Origin of the sequence: Streptococcus mitis SK597 (genome assembly GCF_000148545.1) — a bacterium.
Lineage (GTDB): Bacteria > Bacillota > Bacilli > Lactobacillales > Streptococcaceae > Streptococcus > Streptococcus mitis_C.
This window is the reverse complement of the sequence record NZ_AEDV01000083.1, coordinates 16,235-34,451: the sequence shown is the minus strand read 5'-3', so window position 1 is coordinate 34,451 and position 18,217 is coordinate 16,235. Positions and strand designations below refer to the sequence as shown.

At 40.0% G+C, this 18,217-nt stretch carries 19 protein-coding genes and 1 pseudogene; 2 read left to right on the top strand and 18 right to left on the bottom strand.

Annotation, left to right across the window (positions count from 1 at the left end):
- Window positions 1-85: 85 nt before the first annotated feature.
- The 17 genes and pseudogenes from yidD to SMSK597_RS10735 form a co-directional block, all read right to left on the bottom strand.
- Window positions 86-328 (bottom strand): membrane protein insertion efficiency factor YidD, encoded by a 243-nt coding sequence (gene yidD / locus SMSK597_RS0103070; RefSeq protein WP_000821632.1) that lies wholly within the window; start codon window positions 326-328, stop codon window positions 86-88.
- On the bottom strand, window positions 328-1,050 hold the full coding sequence (locus SMSK597_RS10805) for a pseudouridine synthase (RefSeq protein ID WP_001222228.1): 723 nt from the start codon (window positions 1,048-1,050) through the stop codon (window positions 328-330). The genes yidD and SMSK597_RS10805 overlap by 1 nt, the downstream gene beginning before the upstream one ends.
- Window positions 1,037-1,606 (bottom strand): SMC-Scp complex subunit ScpB, encoded by a 570-nt coding sequence (gene scpB / locus SMSK597_RS10800; protein WP_000105302.1) that lies wholly within the window; start codon window positions 1,604-1,606, stop codon window positions 1,037-1,039. Before scpB ends, SMSK597_RS10805 begins: the two co-directional genes overlap by 14 nt.
- 18 nt (window positions 1,607-1,624) lie before the next feature.
- A complete protein-coding gene (locus tag SMSK597_RS10795) occupies window positions 1,625-2,353 on the bottom strand; it encodes a segregation/condensation protein A (protein ID WP_000351902.1) in 729 nt (242 codons plus the stop codon).
- On the bottom strand, window positions 2,353-3,087 hold the full coding sequence (gene xerD, locus SMSK597_RS10790) for a site-specific tyrosine recombinase XerD (protein ID WP_004269590.1): 735 nt from the start codon (window positions 3,085-3,087) through the stop codon (window positions 2,353-2,355). The genes SMSK597_RS10795 and xerD overlap by 1 nt, the downstream gene beginning before the upstream one ends.
- Complete coding sequence (gene cbpB / locus SMSK597_RS10785) at window positions 3,084-3,545, bottom strand: cyclic-di-AMP-binding protein CbpB (protein WP_000560710.1); 462 nt, start codon at window positions 3,543-3,545, stop codon at window positions 3,084-3,086. The genes xerD and cbpB overlap by 4 nt, the downstream gene beginning before the upstream one ends.
- The gene (locus tag SMSK597_RS10780; protein WP_001118964.1) at window positions 3,542-4,063 is read right to left on the bottom strand and encodes a metallophosphoesterase; all 522 of its coding nucleotides are present in this window, start codon (window positions 4,061-4,063) and stop codon (window positions 3,542-3,544) included. The genes cbpB and SMSK597_RS10780 overlap by 4 nt, the downstream gene beginning before the upstream one ends.
- Entirely contained in the window at window positions 4,039-5,010 is a 972-nt protein-coding gene (locus tag SMSK597_RS10775) for a nucleoside-triphosphate diphosphatase (protein WP_000182402.1), read from the bottom strand. The genes SMSK597_RS10780 and SMSK597_RS10775 overlap by 25 nt, the downstream gene beginning before the upstream one ends.
- Window positions 5,007-5,801 (bottom strand): glutamate racemase, encoded by a 795-nt coding sequence (gene racE / locus SMSK597_RS10770; RefSeq protein WP_000370369.1) that lies wholly within the window; start codon window positions 5,799-5,801, stop codon window positions 5,007-5,009. Before racE ends, SMSK597_RS10775 begins: the two co-directional genes overlap by 4 nt.
- 203 nt (window positions 5,802-6,004) lie before the next feature.
- On the bottom strand, window positions 6,005-6,253 hold the full coding sequence (locus SMSK597_RS10765) for a YneF family protein (RefSeq protein ID WP_000364990.1): 249 nt from the start codon (window positions 6,251-6,253) through the stop codon (window positions 6,005-6,007).
- A gap of 325 nt (window positions 6,254-6,578) precedes the next feature.
- Entirely contained in the window at window positions 6,579-7,382 is an 804-nt protein-coding gene (locus SMSK597_RS10760; RefSeq protein WP_000157661.1) for an ABC transporter ATP-binding protein, read from the bottom strand.
- A 12-nt stretch (window positions 7,383-7,394) separates the two neighbouring features.
- The gene (locus SMSK597_RS10755) at window positions 7,395-8,288 is read right to left on the bottom strand and encodes an ABC transporter permease (RefSeq protein WP_001012087.1); all 894 of its coding nucleotides are present in this window, start codon (window positions 8,286-8,288) and stop codon (window positions 7,395-7,397) included.
- A gap of 11 nt (window positions 8,289-8,299) precedes the next feature.
- Window positions 8,300-9,277 (bottom strand): ABC transporter substrate-binding protein, encoded by a 978-nt coding sequence (locus SMSK597_RS10750; protein ID WP_000869836.1) that lies wholly within the window; start codon window positions 9,275-9,277, stop codon window positions 8,300-8,302.
- Window positions 9,278-9,773: 496 nt separating this feature from the next.
- Window positions 9,774-9,893: pseudogene (locus tag SMSK597_RS13425) on the bottom strand (IS630 family transposase); the annotation flags it as partial.
- A 103-nt stretch (window positions 9,894-9,996) separates the two neighbouring features.
- A complete protein-coding gene (gene mprF / locus SMSK597_RS10745) occupies window positions 9,997-12,510 on the bottom strand; it encodes a bifunctional lysylphosphatidylglycerol flippase/synthetase MprF (RefSeq protein ID WP_000759285.1) in 2,514 nt (837 codons plus the stop codon).
- A gap of 33 nt (window positions 12,511-12,543) precedes the next feature.
- Complete coding sequence (locus tag SMSK597_RS10740) at window positions 12,544-13,491, bottom strand: AEC family transporter (protein WP_000051823.1); 948 nt, start codon at window positions 13,489-13,491, stop codon at window positions 12,544-12,546.
- Window positions 13,492-13,567: 76 nt separating this feature from the next.
- Window positions 13,568-15,193 (bottom strand): malolactic enzyme, encoded by a 1,626-nt coding sequence (locus tag SMSK597_RS10735; RefSeq protein ID WP_000123924.1) that lies wholly within the window; start codon window positions 15,191-15,193, stop codon window positions 13,568-13,570.
- Between the two features lie 358 nt (window positions 15,194-15,551).
- Here SMSK597_RS10735 and SMSK597_RS0103065 point away from each other — a divergent pair, with 358 nt between their 5' ends.
- Together SMSK597_RS0103065 and SMSK597_RS10730 are read left to right on the top strand one after the other, a co-directional pair.
- Complete coding sequence (locus SMSK597_RS0103065; RefSeq protein WP_000208712.1) at window positions 15,552-15,902, top strand: helix-turn-helix domain-containing protein; 351 nt, start codon at window positions 15,552-15,554, stop codon at window positions 15,900-15,902.
- Between the two features lie 127 nt (window positions 15,903-16,029).
- Window positions 16,030-16,908, top strand: coding sequence for a LysR family transcriptional regulator (locus SMSK597_RS10730; RefSeq protein ID WP_001049294.1), 879 nt, complete (start codon window positions 16,030-16,032; stop codon window positions 16,906-16,908).
- 372 nt (window positions 16,909-17,280) lie between these two features.
- Here SMSK597_RS10730 and SMSK597_RS10725 read toward each other — a convergent pair whose 3' ends face one another.
- Window positions 17,281-18,207: an ATP-binding cassette domain-containing protein gene (locus SMSK597_RS10725; RefSeq protein ID WP_001291284.1), complete on the bottom strand. Its 927-nt coding sequence runs from the start codon at window positions 18,205-18,207 to the stop codon at window positions 17,281-17,283.
- Window positions 18,208-18,217 lie beyond the last annotated feature (10 nt).

Here is an 18,217-nt window from a genome sequence, read left to right as displayed (position 1 = left end):
TTACATGATAAAACGCATCCTATCAAGCTCACTCAAACCTGATAGGATGCGTTTTTATCATTTTATTAAAACCTTTTGCCCAACCTCATTCCCCTTCTTGATTCCGTTTGAGTGAAAAGTGATCTGGGACGGGGTCCTTACCTGTTTTCGACCAGGGATGGCAACGTAAAATCCGAGACAAGCCCATCAAAACACCCTTGAAGCCATGTTTTTCAATAGCCTGAATCATATAGTTTGAACAGGTAGGCTCAAAGCGACAAGAGGGTGGAAAGGCTGGTGAGATAAAACGTTGGTAAAAGCGCACAGGCGCGATTAAAATTCGTTTCATTATTTCTTGGTTACAGCCATGGTGTGTAGTTGGCTGATTTCTTTTTTATTAAGACGGCGGGATTCTCCCGGACGAAGACCTGTCAAGTCTAGGTGTCCGAAACGAGTCCGTGACAACTTGTCCACTTGGAGACCGACAGCTTCAAACATCTTTTTAACCTGGTGGTTACGCCCTTCATGGATGGTCAACTGCACCACAGAGCGGTTTTTAACTGGGTCCACTTTGAGAATCTCATAGACAGCCGGCTTGGTTTTCTTGCCATCAATCTCAAGTCCACGGGTTAAGGGGCGGAGATTATCCTTATTGGCCACACCTTTAACACGCGCGACATAAACCTTGTCAATCTCATTACGAGGGTGAATCATCTCATCCGTAAAATCCCCATCATTAGTCAAAATCAAAACTCCTGATGTATCCCAATCCAAACGACCTACAGGGTAGATGCGCTCCTTCACGTTAGGCAAGAGGTCGACAACAGTCTTACGCCCCTTGTCATCTGTCACACTGGAAATGACACCGCGTGGTTTGTTAAGCAGATAGTAAACCTTTTCTTCGTTGTAGATAGGCTGGCCTTCAACTTCGACCTTGTCGCCTGACTTGATGGTCGTTGCTAGTTCACGTACCACTTGGCCGTTAACCGTCACCAAACCTTGCTTGATCAGCTCTTCTGCTTTTCTCCTACTGGCCACACCTGCGTGGGCAATATACTTATTGATTCTCATCTTCTTCTATCCTTTCACCAAATAATTGGCTTTCTTGGGCTTGAATCTCAAGCTCATCAATCACTGGTAATTCTTCTAAATGGTTTATCCCCATGTAATCTAGGAAATAATCTGTAGTCACATAGAGGTTGGGACGACCCAACACTTCTTTTTTCCCGTCTTCTTTAATCAAGTCAAAAGCCTGCAACTTTGCCAAGGCTCCACTCGAGTTGACCCCACGGATGGCATCAATCTCTATCCGTGTGATGGGCTGCTTGTAGGCAATGATGGACAAGGTCTCAAGGGCAGCCCGAGATAAACTCTGGTTGATAGGTGCCTTAGAGTATTCCTTCAAAATCTCTGCAAATTGAGGTTTGGTCACCAATCTATAAGCGCCCCCTGTCTCAATCAGAGCCAAACTGGAATCTGGGTCCTTTTCATACTTCTGAGCTAATTTTTCTAAACTCTGTTGGATGCCTGTCGGTGGCAGAGAGAGGAGTTCAGCTAACTGGCGGACTCTAATCCCATCTTCACCCGCTACAAACAAGAGCGCTTCTATTTTTGCTAAAGTACTCATCTTTCCTCTCTATCAAGTCTAGCTTTGGGCCACTTGACTTTCTTCCTTCTTTTCCATGAGATAAATATCTCCGAAACTCTCCTCTTGCACAAGAATCAGCTCCTGGGTTTTGATTAACTCTAGGGTTGCCAAAAAGAGGGTGATGACCTCTTGGACATTCTGGGCTTCCTTAAACAAATCCTGCAAGCGCAATTGATCTCGTCCAGTCATGGACTCTTTCACGATGACCATCATATCCTCAATCTTATACTCATCCCGCAAGATAGTCGTGTGATTCTGTGCAAACTCCTCTTTTTTCTTGGCTAGGATATTTGAAAAAGCCAAAAAGAGGTCAATGGTCGTCTTGTCATGCACAAGCTCGGCATCTTCGTAAATCAATTCTGTCGGTGCTTTGGAATAGTACTGGGCCCGATCTTGGTGCTTGGCTTCCAAATGCTCCCCCAAGAGCTTGAACTTGCGGTATTCTTCGATTTGAGAGAGAAGATCCTGCTCTAGGTTATCCTCCAAGTCGGTCACTTCTGCTACCTTTGGAAGGAGTTTGCGGCTCTTGATCAGCATGAGCTGACTAGCCATAACCATGTACTCCCCCGTCACTTCCAGACGCATGGCCTGCAGGGTTGAGACATAGGCTAGGTACTGTTCGATGACTTCCGTAATAGGCACATCGTAGATATCCATCTGGTACTTAGAAACAAGGTGCAAGAGCAAGTCCAGAGGCCCTTCAAAATCTTTTAGTTTAATATCCATTATCTATATTTTTCTATGGTCAGAACTGTTTTTAATCCTAATTTTTTTGCAATTTCGTACAAATCGACCTTCTTTTCTATTTGTCTTAGAATGAACTGTTCCCGTAGGGCTTGGGCTGATAGTGCTGGAAAACCTTTCTCCTTGACAAAAGCTTCTAACTGACGAAAGGCCCACTGACGAGAATAGGCTTTCCCTGCCCTTTCAAAAAGATAGGTCTGGCCCATCAAGGGCTCCAATTCTGAAAGCAAGGTCGTGGGAATGGTGATAATCCTCTGTTGGGAAGCCTTCTTGATTCGCAACACCTGAAAATCCAGATTGATATCCGCAACCTTGAGAGCTAAAATCTCACTTGGCAAGAGTCCCATTTCTAGGATTAAGAGCGCTAGCAAGCGTCCCTCTGGATAATCACTTTCCTGCCAAAAAGAGGCTAGGTTTAACAGTTCGGGTTTTACGGTCTTCTTTTCAGCTTGTTTGACTAATTCCAAACGATAAAAGCTATCCACTTCTCCTTTTTGATAGAGAAAGTAGAGAAATTGATTACAGGCCGAAGTCTTTCGCTTCTGGGCGCTGATTTTTAGATTGGCTAGCTGGGCTTGGTAAATCTTGAGACTGGTCTCCGAAATCCGCTCGCCCACAATGTCTAAAAATTGCTCCAAATCATACTTATAGGACTGCTTGGAATTGGCAGACAGACCCTGCTTTTCCTCTAAAAAGGCTGAAATCCTGTCTTTCATTTGCATCGAATCTCATATTCCTTACTAAAGTCATGCAAGAGGGCATTGACTGCCTTGAGGATAGACTTGCGCGTAATAATCCCTTGGAAAATTCCTGACGCATCCACAACCGGCAAGAAGGACTCATCTACCAGCTTGTGCAAGACCTCCGTAATGGTAAAATCAGGCGAGACGACCGCTACGTCCGTTTTGGTCATATGAACAATGTCCGTATCCGCCATGATTTCTTGACTCAAATCATGCTCCATCTGATAAGCCATAATATCTCTGAGCCCAATCGTCCCAACAAAGTGTTTTTCATCTGTCACAACAGGAACACGGGTATAGGTCATCTGACTAAGCAAGAGGGTCGCGTGATCTGCATTGTGGGTATCAATCAACACGGCCAGATTTTCAGCAGGAGTCAAAAAAGTTTCTTCTTGCCCCAACAAGAAAGTCTCAAACTCCTTGGCAATCATCGGCTAAACTCCTTGGACAAGCCCGGATACACCTCGTGGTCTCGTGTCAAAAAGTCCACTTTGAAATAACTGTCATCAATCTCCACACGAGCATAGAGACATTCTCTGATGGTCCCACGTGGTTGACTGATGGAACCTGGATTTAGAAAGAGGGTCTTACCTTCCATCCAAGCGCTTGGCACATGCAAGTGACCATAGAGGCAGATATCGGCCTCTTCTTCCTGAGCCCAGTAGTCCAACTTTTGAAAGTTGAAATTGATGTCAAACAAATGACCATGAGTTTGGATAATCTTGGTCGAACCAAGCTCAGTCACCAAACGTTCTGGGTAGCCTGCATAGAAGTCCATATTCCCTTTAACAACGCGGATGCCCTCCCAAAGGGGAGAATCCGGACGCAGTTCAGAATCGCCGTTATGAAAAACAGCATCAACTTTGCCCACATAGCGATCACGGACTTCTTCCACAATCAAGCTATCGCCATGAGAATCGCTCATTACAATGATGGTTTGCTTTGCCATGATGGAAATACCTCCAAAAGTTTCTTAACGGCTAAGGCACGGTGAGATTGACTATTTTTTTCTTCAAGAGTTAATTCAGCTGAGGACTTGCCTGTCTCTCCCACAAGGAAGAGAGGGTCATAGCCGAAGCCATTTTCACCCTTGGGTTCAAAGTTAATATAGCCAGGCCAGTCTGCTTCAACAACCAAGCTTTCCTTGTTGGGACTGGCTACGACTAGGGTTGTATGGAATTGAGCCGAGCGGTCCTTGAGTTCAAAGACCATGGCCAATTCGTGCAAGAGTTTGGCATTGTTTTCACGGTCAGTAGCTCCCACTCCTGCGAAACGAGCTGACCAGACACCTGGCAAGCCACCAAGGACATCAACTTTAAGTCCAGAATCATCTGCCAGAACCATCTTGCCCGTTAATTGGGAAATGGTTTCTGCCTTGAGGCGGGCATTTTCTTCAAAGGTCATACCTGTTTCTGCTACTTCAGGCAAGTCAGGGTAGTCATTGAGATTTTCCACATCGTAGCCTAGCTTGTCAAAGATAGCTCGGAATTCCTTGGTCTTGCCCTCGTTACGAGTCGCAATCAATAAGGTTTCTCTGACCTTGTTTGTCTCAAAGAAGGCTTCTACATCAACACCTTCTTTAGGCAATTCTACATGTAGGAGTTGCCCATTTTCAACCAGGAGCAAAGCCCCCTGACGTTGAATAACTTCCAAGTTACGTCCTGCTTCTTGGTTGAGGATATCTACCACAAAAGACATTAAACGGTAGAGAGAACCATAGCGTAAAACAATCACAGAAATAGGAAAACCTTGTTCCTCATTTCGAAATCTTTGGGCAAACTCAAATAGAGGAAAATCCAAGTCATCACCATTCAAAGTCCGGACACCACCAAAAATACTATAGTTTCCAACATACCAGTCCTGGTCATCCTTGTATTCATAAATTTTATTTGTCATAATTCTACATGCTCCACATGAATTTCTTTTTCCAGCCATTCTTCACCAATTTGTGCAAAACTTTGGCTGCTGGCTGTTGTGTAAAAACGGTGATGGAGTGGTCCAGCATCGCGACCACGATTGATTTCAAAATAATTAAGTAAGACTGAGATGTCCCGTACACACTCTGCCCCACTATCGATAAGTTGAACCTTGGGCCCCATAACATTTTGAATAATAGGTCTGAGAAGCGGATAATGGGTACAACCCAAAATCAGGCTATCCACCTTCCCAACCAAGGGACGCAGGGTTTCATAGACCACTTTCTTGGTGACACTGGTCGACAGGGCCCCCGACTCAACCAAGGGAGCAAACTTGGGACAGGCCAAACTCTCCACCTGTAAGTCCGGATCCAGATCATGAATTTTCTGACGGTATATGTCTGATTGTACCGTCATGGGTGTTCCAATCACTCCGATTTTCCCACCTGGACTGGACTTGATAGCTGCCGAAGCTCCTGGCAAAATCACACCCAGGACTGGTATATCTAGTTGAGCCTTGATTTCTTCCCAGACGACCGCAGTCGCAGTGTTACAAGCAATGACAATCATCTTAACATCCTTGGTCAAGAGAAAGTTGACCAACTGCCAAGTATATTCACGAATTTGCTCAGCAGGACGGGGACCATAGGGCGCCCGTGCCGAATCTCCAATATAGACGATTTCTTCATGGGGAAGCTGGCGCATGAGCTCGCGCACAACGGTCAAGCCCCCGACACCCGAATCCAAAAAACCAATTGGTCGATTATCCATACAGTCTTCTTTCTAGTCTTTTTTCTGATTGATAGTTCATTATGATTACCGTTCCTTATGAACTGAATAATGACAGCCTAATCAACAACTATCTCTCTTAATCATAATCAAATATCAATAGAATGCAAGGAAAAAGTCTCATCCCTAAACCCTTAGCCAACATAGTGAGAAGTCTGGAACTTTCATCCCAGACTTTTCCTTATTTATTTTTTCTTTTTATTGTTAGCAAGGGCTGCCTTTTGTTGGCGGATGATTTGGTGGTAAACTTGTTGTACCTTGGCTTCGCTTGGTTTTTGACCATTTGCACTCAAAAGAGTACGAACTGCTTCAGCATTCAAACGTGGGTTGTCAGCAAATTCTTTTTCAATTTGCTTACGAACCAAGTACATTCCTCCAAGAGCTCCTCCTAGAAAAGCTAGCACAATCAATACAATTGCTAATAGTAAATCCATCATATTTCTCCTGTTTCTTTTTGAGTCTCTTTCATTATAACACAAAGAAGGCGAACTGACTAGTTTGTTCTACACTTTCAGAGATGGAATAGACAGCAAAAAGAACCCTGCTTTTCTGCAAAAGAGGGCTCCTTACTGAATTTATACTCAATGAAAATCAAAGAGCAAACTAGGAAGCTAGCCGTAGGCTGCTCAAAACACTGTTTTGAGGTTGCAGATAGAGCTGACACGGTTTGAAGAGATTTTAGAAGAGTATCAATTTCATATTTCTGCCTATCCATTTGTACTAATAAAAGACTGAGACACTGGATCTCAGCCTTTTTCTTTATCCCAAAACCAATTCATCACTGACCAAACTTTGGCCACTATTTTTCTGGAAGAGATGCATGAGGTCTTCAACCGTCAGATGCTTTTTCTCCTCTCCCTTGACATCCACCACTATCTTGCCTTGATAGAGCATAATGAGACGATTTCCGTACTCAATAGCATGGTTCATATCGTGGGTAATCATCAAAGTCGTCAACTGATGGTGTTCCACAATCTTTTGCGTCAAGTCCATCACCATTTGACTGGTTTTTGGATCAAGTGCCGCAGTATGTTCATCCAAAAGCAAAAGTTTGGGTTTCACCAGAGCTGCCATGACTAGGGTCAAGGCCTGTCTTTGTCCTCCTGAGAGGTATTGAGTATCCACTTTCAAGCGGTTTTCAAGACCAATATTCAACTCCTTCAAGGCCTCTTGGAACTGGATTCTATCCTTCTCCTTCACGCCCCAACCAAGCCCTCTCTTCTGCCCGCGTCTCAAGGCAATAGCCATATTCTCCTCAATCGTCAAACGAGAAGCTGTCCCCATCTTAGGATCTTGAAAAACACGGGCGATATCCTTGGCTCTCTTTCTGACACTCAGATTTTTAATGGATTTCCCTGCCAATAAAAGGTCCCCTTCATCCACAGATAGATTGCCGGCCAAGATATTCATCAAAGTGGATTTCCCTGCTCCATTTCCACCAATCACAGAGATAAAATCTCCCTCTTCAACCTCTAAGTCTAATCCTTTGAGGACATGGTTCTCATTGACCGTCCCTGCTTCAAATGTTTTGTGAATATTTTCAAGTGTTAACAAACTTGCCATAACTTTCTCCTCCTATTCATTTCTCAATTTCAGACCACGAATCTTTAATCGCTTTTGCAATTCTGGTGCAAATAAAACTAAGGCTAACAAGATTGCATTAAAGAGACGAACCAGATTTTGATCTAGATTTGGAATTTCATAGATATTTAAAATAATCAAACGGTAAACAATAGCACCGATTCCGATAGATAACAAGCGGCCTCCAATGGTCAAGTCGTGTATCAAGACTTCCGCAATAATGACTGCACTCAAACCAACAACGATGGTTCCTGTCCCAGAAGTCACATCCGAAAATCCATCATTTTGGGCAAACAAGGAACCACATAGGGCAATCAAGCCGTTTGAAATCATGTAACCAACAATCTTCATGGTGTCTACATTGACCCCATTTGCCTCACTCATCGGAATATTGTCACCAGTCGAACGCAAGACCAAGCCAATCTCTGTTTTCATCAAAAGAGTCAAGACCAAACAAACAAGTAAGAGACAAACCAAGCTGAGCGTGAAAACAGCTTCTTCAGTTGTCAGTCCCAAGCTAGCCAACTGTTTAAAGACAGTTGAAGAATCTCCCAAGGAAAGATTGGGCACACTTCCCATGATTTTAATATTGATCGAATAAAGCCCTGTCAAGGTCACAATCCCTGTCAAGAGAGCTGGAATTTTCATCTTGGTATGAAGCATTCCTGATACAAGACCTGCTACCATACCTGCCAGCAAAGCAAGTAAGGTCGCAATCCAAGGATTTGTCCCTGACTGTATCTGAGATACGACGACAGCCGCCCCCAGTGGAAAGGCTCCTTCAGCAGTCATATCCGCAATATCCAAAATACGGAAAGTCAAGTAGACCCCAATCGCCATAATAGACCACAACAAACCTTCTGATAAACTAGATAACACAAAATTCATCTTAAACCTCCTTATTCCTTTCCTTCTAACTTACTAATATCAATTCCTAGTGCATCTGCCATTTCTTGATTTGTGTGCAATTCCAGCTTTTCAGGCAACTCAACTGCTATATTTTCTGGCTTCTCACCTTTTAAGACACGAACCAGCATTCTTGCTGTCTGACGTCCCAATTCTTCATAATTGGTTCCGTAGTTATACAAGCCACCAACAGCAATCATTTCTGTTGAACCACCGAATACTGGAACCTTGTGTTTAATAGAAACCTGCTTAACTGTTTCCATGGTTGACGAAATGATATTATCCGTTGGGACAAAAACCATATCCACCTCTGCCATCAAGCTTTCTGCTGCAGCCTTGACGTTGTTACTGTCCAAGATTGTTTTTTCAACAACAGTAAAGCCTTTTTCTTCCAGAAGACGCTTAGCTTCATCCTTTTGGACAACTGAATTGGGCTCGCTCTGAGTATAGAGGATTCCAATTGTTTTAGCTTTTGGCAACACTTTCTTTATCAAATTGATTTGGGTTGAAATGGCATCTGATGACTGATCGCTTGTCCCAGTTACATTGCCCCCAGGATGTTCTCTTGACTCAACTAGCTTGGCACTGACAGGATCTGTTACCGCTGAAAAGATAACAGGTGTCGTTTGTGTTGTATTGGCCAAGCTCTGGGCAGAAGGTGTTGCGATGGCTAGAACGACATCACTAGATTCTGCTAGTTGCTGGGAAATGGTTTTTAGATTTCTTTGCTCACCCTGTGCATTTTGCAAATCAATCTCGATATTTTTCCCCTCAATATAGCCTTGCTTGGCCAACTCATCCACAAAACCTTCTCTAGTAGCGTCCAAAGATTGATGAGTAATAAACTGCGAAATACCGATACGAAACACATCTTTTTTCTTATCTGCCTTCAACTGATGCAAACTGATCAGAGAGGTTAAGAGGATCCCCACTACCAAGAGGGGTGCTAGCAATTTTCGAACAACTTTCATAATGAAACTCCTTCTCAGAAAAGATAATACTCAATGAAAATCAAAGAGCAAACTAGGAAACTAGCCGCAGGCTGTACTTGAGTACGGCAAGGCGACGTTGACGTGGTTTGAAGAGATTTTCGAAGAGTATAAAACAAAAAACCGCCTAGATAATACCTAAACGGATGCTTGAAATAATCTAACAAGTTACAACTTAGCTAGTCCATTTAGATATTCATCTATATGGACCACAATCAAAAATCTTAGCCACATAGATACAAACAAATTGCTTGAACTGTTTGCATCCACGGTGACATGTCTACAAACACTATCTAAAGTAGCTAAAGTAAAAGTTTTGATTCATTGTTACAGCTTGTTTCTTATTCATTTCTTTTTCTGCTTTCTTTTTTGATGTTTTCTATCTTACCACCTTTTTCATTAGCTGTCAAGAATATTTCAGAATATTTTAAAATTTTTCGAAAATTCTTTCATAATTCTTTCAATTCTTTTAGGATAATTTCAAAGATTTGCCCATTAGACAAAATAGAACGATTTGAAGACTTTTTTGGTATTTAGTTGTACTAGAGTCTTTTAAAAGTGTTTTGATGGCTTGTATTTCTTCTTTGGTTGATTCCATATCACTATTATATAATGCGTTTTGATTTTAGTATAGTATTAAACTGACTCTTGGCAGTCGGACAAAAAATCGACAGTTATTTTATACTGTTTAAAACCAATAGTCAATACGACAATCTCTTTACTTTTCGGTTATCAACTCTGTAGATTGCTAACATATCCAAAACAAGCCAAGTATCCCGAGGATAGGCAACATATCTAGGTGTCCAGATAGGATTAAACTTTTGTTTATACTGTCTAAGACCACTAAATGAATAGAATCGATTAGTGAAGGCATAGATGAGATAGGCTACTTTTTCTTGTAGAAAGCTATGTTTCTCAGTTCCTACATTTGACAACGGCGCCATGCCTAATTCAAATAAACGAACTCTTTCTTCTTTAAAATGAAGTAATAATTTCACAAAGAGATAATCCATAATACCATTAGGTGCTGTCCTTAAGTGGTAGCGCATCAAATCGATGCTAGCTTCTTCAGGACCATTACAAGCTAAAAAGGTAACAAAAGCCTGAACCCTATCTTCCTTATCCCTTACAAGAGCTATTGGTGCTAATTGAATGTACTTCTCATCAAAAAATCCAAGTGAAAACCCTTTTTCTTGACGACCATCTAGCCAATTATCCGATATTTCTTTAAGGGTGTTAAGCAACTTCTTATCAAAAGGTGGTTGTAATACTTGGAATTGATACCCCTTGCTTTCTAATCGATTAACAACGGTTCTAAATTTCTTTCCTTGTTTTCCTTCGGTTGTAAATCTATCCAGTAATACCTGAGCAGTCTCCCCAAATTTCATAAAGTCGTACCCATATTCATGAAGTAATAGGGTGGTTTCTTGATTAATTTCGTAGAAAATAACAGAGACATTTGTGTCCTCCGCGTCCTCTAAAAACTTAGATACGCCTTTTTCTAAGTATCCTGACTGTGCCAGTGGATCCGACATAACGACACATTTATTATTTTCAATTGCAAATTGGAAAACAACCTTGTCTTGACCATCCTCTTGGTACCAATAAAGGTATTTGTCATCTAAATAAGCCAGGGTAGCATCTAAATTTATATTTGGTATTGTTGCAATAAAGTCTTGATAACGTTGCTTATCGAAAACTTCTCCAAAATTCTCTTTGGTTTGATTGCTCTCACGGAGTACCAAAACATACGAAATCACCAATATCAGAGACGAGCCAAAAAGATGAATCCAGTGTGTAATCAAATGAGGAAGATGTTTAACTTCAAATACATGATGAGGGTTCAAATGTCCTAACAAAACAAGGGTCAAGAAGAAACTTCCACCAATATACGATATATCCTTACAACAATCTTCCCAAGCATAAATATAATGACTGCGAACAAATGTATTTCTAATCCACCATATGATAGACAAAATAATGATTAGAAAAAAACTACTTGCTAATGAAAGACTACCAATATTCAAATAAACAAGGCTTACTAGACCTAGTACAGTAGCTAATGGTAATGTAAATTTTAAACGTCGTTTCACTAGTCTTGCAAGAAGGAAGAAGTGAACACCGAGAATGATACTAGGAAGTTGAAAAACAAACTGTCCAGTGCTAGGTGAAAGTTCTTTAAACAAAGGAAGATGTCCTAATTCTTGAGGAACTATAGCTGACACCACTAGGAAGAAAGCAAACAGTCGCAACCCCCAAACCAATACTATAGTGGATAGTGATCCAATAACCTTTTGGGGAATTCCCAAATATTTCTCATTAAGTCGGCCACCCATATTTTTTAAGAATAAAACAACTCCTAAACAGAAAGGAAGAATATAATAGAATAAACGAAATACTAGTAACCAACTTAGCGCCTGATCTTTATCAATACCAAGGCCAACTAAACCAGATACCATAATTAAATCGAAACTACCTAGACTACCAGGAATCATCGATATAATCCCAATTGTAATAGCAATCATAAAGAGGGGGATTACATCATAAATTGGTAAATTATAGCCTAAAACATAGCCAACCAAAAGGAAAAAACTTAATACACTAGCCCAATCAAGGGCAGAAGTTAACACTAAAGATAAAATTGCCCTTCCACTCAATTGACCAAAATAGACCCATTTTTTTCTATTTGAAACAAATAAAATAATTGGAAGATAGAGACAAGCTCCCAAAAGAGCTGGCCAATATTGTTTAATCCCCATTGAAATAGGAAATATAACTGTGAAAATTAAACTTATCAGTGCAAACAGTGAGAAACCACTCATAAAATAAGGGATGACACGAGAAATTCCTTGCATACTTTTTTCAGAGCGTTCTTCATCTCCATAGAAAGAATAGCGTAAACCAACATCCACCAAACCGGCAAAGCCAATCATATTATTCAAGCTATTTATAGTCCAACTTGTTTCTAGTAAGTAAGATAATTTTTGTTTCTGATTAAGTTCTTTATTTAGGATTCTATCATAGAGCATCATTGGCGCAACAGCCATAGAACCGAGCAAAGCTAAACCAATGACTTTTATTGGAGAGAGTTCCCCCAAGATTTCTCCAATCTTATCAAACGAAATTGTCTTAAAAAGTCTGATTATCTCTACAATAACTAAACTAACAATAGATAAAAATAAGGTAATCTTGATGAGTGTCTGCCATTTTTTCATGCAATTCAAAATTGTTCTCACAAGCTCTTCCTCTTATCCTAATAAAATTTGTAATATTGGAATAACAACGATAAATAGAACCGTGCTTAGAGTCACCACATTCGTAGAAAATTCCACATCTCCTTTTCCCTGATTAGCAAGGATTGGGAGGACAGCTAGAGCTGGTGTAGCGGACTGAATCATAAAGGTCTTAAATTCTACTGTCGCCATATTTGGTGCAGAGAACTTCAATACAAGAAACATAATCAGAGGAGCTAGGATAAAGCGTCCAACTAAAGTGACAATTGTATCTTTATCAAAAGTAATAGTATTCAAGCCTGCCTTTGCAAGAACGATACCAATATAAATCAGAGATAAGGGAGTGACGATATTTCCAACATAAGTTAAGGTATTTGTTGCGAAATCTGGAATGGAGATTCGGAGAATCAAAAATAGTAGAGCGACAAGAAAACCTACAAGCGGAGCTGGAAGCAATTTCTTCCAGTCAAATTTAGTTTTCTTCTTACTTTGACCCGATTTACTATCGCTCGTTATTACATACACGCCTAATGTCCAGGTAGAAATCGTGTTAGTGATATAGTAAATCAAGAAATATGGAAGAGCCTGATTACCAAAAAGAGCAACGTTTAATGGTAAACCGATAAAAATAGTATTGGCATTCACAAAGGTATTAATCATGGTTCCTCGCCGTCCTGGACGAACCTTGAAAAGCCTAACCGCAATATAAGCTACGATATAGCCCAATTTAAATGCTACAAAAGTATAAAAGAGTCCTCCAGAAAGACTGATTAGTTTATCTAGCGTTAGGTATTTCATCACCGACACAAAGATTGACGCTGGCAAGGCTACATTCATGATCAAACGAGATAGATTGGATCCAAAACTATCTCCAAACCATCCCCTCACCTGAAGAATATACCCCAAAACAATAATAGCAATAATCGGAATGATACTCGTAATCGAGGTTAAAAAGAGTGACATAGGTGTCCTTTCTAAATTACTTAAGTCCACAGGCCATACAAATCTGCCACTATAGAAGGATAGCAGCAGAAATGAATTATTTATACTCTGGATACCACTTCAAATCACGAACTGCTTTGGCCATATCTGTTTCCTTAGCGCGTGCAAGACCTTGCTCTTGTGCTTTTTTAGCGACTGCTTCTGCTACTTTAATAGAAACATCTGCTACATACTTGAATGGTGGCAAGACAGGAGCTCCTGGTTGGCCTGGATTGACAATACCACTCAATGAATGCGCCGCTGCTCCAATCATTTCATCAGTCAAAAGACTTGCTTCAGAAGCCAGCATACCTAGACCAAGACCTGGGTAAATCAGGGCATTATTTGCTTGACCAATCACATAGTCTACACCTTTATAAGAAACCGTATCAGCAGGAATTCCTGTTGCGACAAAAGCTTTACCATCTGACCATTCAATCAAATCTTTGGCACTAGCTTCTGCCAATTTAGTTGGATTTGACAAAGGGAAGATCATTGGACGTTCTATGTTTTCACACATAGCTTCTACTATTTCTTTAGTGAAGGTATTAGGTTGAGTTGAAGTTCCTACAAGAATGGTTGGCTTCACAGTCTTCACTACTTCAAGCAGGTCAGTCAACTTATCTGCGTTACTAAAGTCAGCACGTTTCTTAGCAAATGGTTTTTGCTCTGGTGTCAAGTCATCCATGTCATCAAAGAGAAGACCTTGTTTATCAACCATAAAGAAACGTTTATAGGCTTCTTCTTCAGAAAGACCTTCACTTACCATTTCACGAAGAACACGAGAGGCAATTCCTGCACCCGCAGTACCACCACCATAGCAGAGATAAACTTGATCTGTTAATTTTTCACCACTAATATCCAGCGAACCAAAGATAGCACCCAGGGTAACAATTCCTGTACCTTGAATATCATCATTAAAGGTCGGAATTTGTTTCCGGTATTTTTCAAGAATATTGGCAGCATTCAAGCGGCCGAAGTCTTCCCAGTGAAGGTAGAATTTAGGAAAGAGACGTTCTGCTGTTTGAACAAATTGGTCAATGAAGTCGTAGTAACGATCTCCGCGGACCCGTTCGTGACGATTTCCTAAGTAATTAGGATTGTTACGAAGTTCTTCACGGTTAGTCCCTGCATCAATGACTAAAGGAAGGACCGTCGAAGGATCGATTCCAGCAGCACCCGTATAGACCATCAATTTCCCAACAGAAATATCGACACCATTTGTTCCCCAGTCGCCAATTCCAAGGATTCCTTCTGCATCTGTTACAACAATGAGACGAATCTCGCGATCCCCGGCAGCGTTTTTCAAAGTAGCTTCAATATTTTCAGGATGATTGATATCAAGATAGCCCGCATATTGGGGATCTACAAAGAGGTCACTATAGCCTTCAATGGTATCTGCAATGGTTGGATCGTATACAATTGGATTGAATTCCTCCAAATGTTGAGAAAAGAGGTAATAGAAAAGAGTCCTATTGGTATTAAAAATTTCCATTAGGAAAAGACGTTTTTCCAAATCATTGGCTTTTGTTTGCATTTGTGCATAAGTTTGCGCCGCTTGTTCTTCAATCGTTTGAACATACGGTGGCAGTAATCCAATAAGGCCTAGTTCCTTTCGCTCCTCTAAGGTAAAGGCAGTACCTTTATTGAGGAAAGGATTGTTTAAAATATCATGTGCAGTCATAGTGCAACCTCCTTTTTATTTATATTATATCACATGAAACGAATTGTTCGTAAAACGTTGTTGTTTAAATCATACAATTGTATACGCATATGTTATAATGAGTCTACGAGAACAATTTCTAATAGGCTCTTTTATACTCAAAACACTATTATTGATAATACTTTAAGTTGTTATATTTTATAAATTTCTGAACTCATCAAACTCTCGATGATCACTCTTTACTAAAAGTTTCGAGTAAAATAAACCAATCATACAAATTGACAATCCTAATTAAAATAAATATCACATAAGTATGTTATGTAACACTTTGTATTTTTTAAGGTGTTTTTTTGTCATATAAAACTTGTATTCTATTTATATGACAACTAAAAACTATTTACAACAATATATTTCCCAAAAAGTGAAATATTTTCGAACTCAGAATAAAATGAGCCAGGAAGAACTTTCGGAACAAGCAGGACTCGGGCTTAAGTATATCAATCAACTTGAAAACCAAAATGTGAATCTGACCATTCACAGTCTTGAAAAAGTGATTGACGCCCTAGAAATGACCCCAGAGGAATTTTTCAATTTTGATAGCCTTGAATCAACCTCTGATAAGAGTGACAATCTTTCACTCAAAAGAATCAACATGAAGATTAAACAGCTCCCTATTGATAAACGAGAAAAGATGTTGGTCATTTTTGAGAGTATCTTAGATAATCTTTGAGATCCCTGACTCACTTACATTTTAACTGGTGAATACTCGTATAGTCAAATTGTAGGATACGGATAAAAATTATTTATCTGCTGTTTTCCACTTATTTTCCTTCTCCAACTAATGAAAGTGAGCCCATATGAATTTAAAAGATCTACAATATTTTTATGACCTCTGCCAGCTTCAATCCTATACGGAAGTAGCAAAACAACATAAAGTCAGCCAACCATCTATTTCTTATGCTATCAAGCGCTTAGAGGAATCCTTTAACTGCAAATTGATTCACCATGACCCCTCGCATCGTTCCTTCAAGCTAACTCCTCAAGGACAAATCCTTCTAAAGCATACAGAACTGATTTTACCTGAGGTCATTTCTACTCACAAAGAAATTAATCGCTCCTTGGCACAATACTCTACTGTAGGATTCCCTCCTATTATCATTCAGTATCTCTTTGCTGCCTTAAACGAAAAAGATAAATTCGATTTTTTAAAAAAGATACGCCCTATCCGCGGTGGCTCCGTGGAGTTATTAAACCTTCTCATCAAAGGAGACCTTGATGCAAGCCTACTCGGTTTGATTGAACCTCTCAACTATCCTTCAATAGAGTCACACGAGCTATTTCATAAAGAACTGTATGTCGTTTTATCTAAGAACCATCCTTTTGCCACTGCTCCTTCCCTCGCTTTTGAAGAATTAACAGATCAATCCTTTATACTCTTAGACGAACACTTTGTTCACCTGAAAGCTTTTGAAACGCTTAATCAAAAGTATCAAAACAAGGCAGAAATATTCTTTAAGACTGATGACATTGCCATCCTTAAAGAACTTTTAAAGAAAGGGATTGGCCTTAGTTTACTGGCTGATATCGCACTTTCTGATGAAGATGATGATTTAATAAAAATTCCGCTTATACCGAAGGATAAGATAACTTTTACAGTTTATTACGCTTACCTTAAATCAGCTACACCGTCATCAGAAGTAGAAGCCTTATTTAATCTCCTTAAATCATATGAATAGAAAAAACTCTAACTATCAATGAACTGATAGCTAGAGTTTTTTACATTGTAGATATTATACTCAATGAAAATCAAAAAGCAAACTAGGAATCTAGCCGCAGATAGAGCTGACGTGGTTTGAAGAGATTTTCGAAGAGTATTAGACTATAGTAGATTGAAGCTAGAGTAATACGTCGCGACTTCTAAAACTTTTCTAGAAATTGATTTGACTTTCCTAATAAAGTTGTTCAGATTTTATTTCATCTCACTATAATTCAATGATTTTCTAAGAATTCTATTTCTTTCGAAAATTCTTTCAAAGTTTTTCAAATCAGTCCAACAAAAAAGGTTTATAATTTCCATAAAAGTTGACATGGAAATTATAAAACCAATATTAGTTTAATCCTTGTTGATAACGCGCCAATTCGGCTTGGTTAGCCCAAACATAATGACCTGGACGGATTTCAACCATAGAAGGTTTATCAGTCTCATAGTCGTGTTGACTTGGGTCGTAAACCTTCAAGACCTTCTTACGTTCCAAGATTGGATCTGGGATTGGTACCGCTGAAAGCAAGGCTTGAGTATATGGGTGAATTGGATTGTTAAACAATTCTTCTGTTTCAGCAACCTCTACAATAACACCCTTATAAATAACCGCGATACGATCTGAAATAAAGCGCACGACCGACAAGTCATGGGCGATGAAGAGATAGGTCAAACCAAGTTCTTTTTGGAATTTTTTGAGCAAGTTCAAGACTTGGGCACGCACAGAAACGTCCAAGGCTGAAATTGGCTCATCCGCAATAACAAAGTCTGGTTGCATGACCAAGGCGCGAGCAATACCGATACGTTGACGTTGACCACCTGAGAATTCATGAGGGTAACGAGTCAAATGCTCAGCAAGAAGTCCCACTTCACGGATAATATTTTTAACTTTCTCTTTACGTTCTTCTTCATCTTTGAACAGATGATGATTGTAAAGACCTTCAGAAATAATATAATCAACAGTCGCACGTTCATTCAAACTTGCGGCAGGGTCTTGGAAAATCATCTGGATACGACGAATCAATTCCGCGGCTTGTTCACGCGATTTCTTACCATTAATCTTTTGACCATCAAAAATGATATCACCATTACTTGTATCATTTAGACCAATGATGGCACGACCAATAGTTGTTTTCCCACTACCTGACTCACCAACAAGCGAGAACGTTTCTCCCTTGTTGATAAAGAAGTTAGCATTTTTAACCGCGACAAACTTCTTACTTCCTTCACCGAAGGAAATTTCTAAATCTTTGATTTCTACTAATTTTTCAGACATTTCCTTCCTC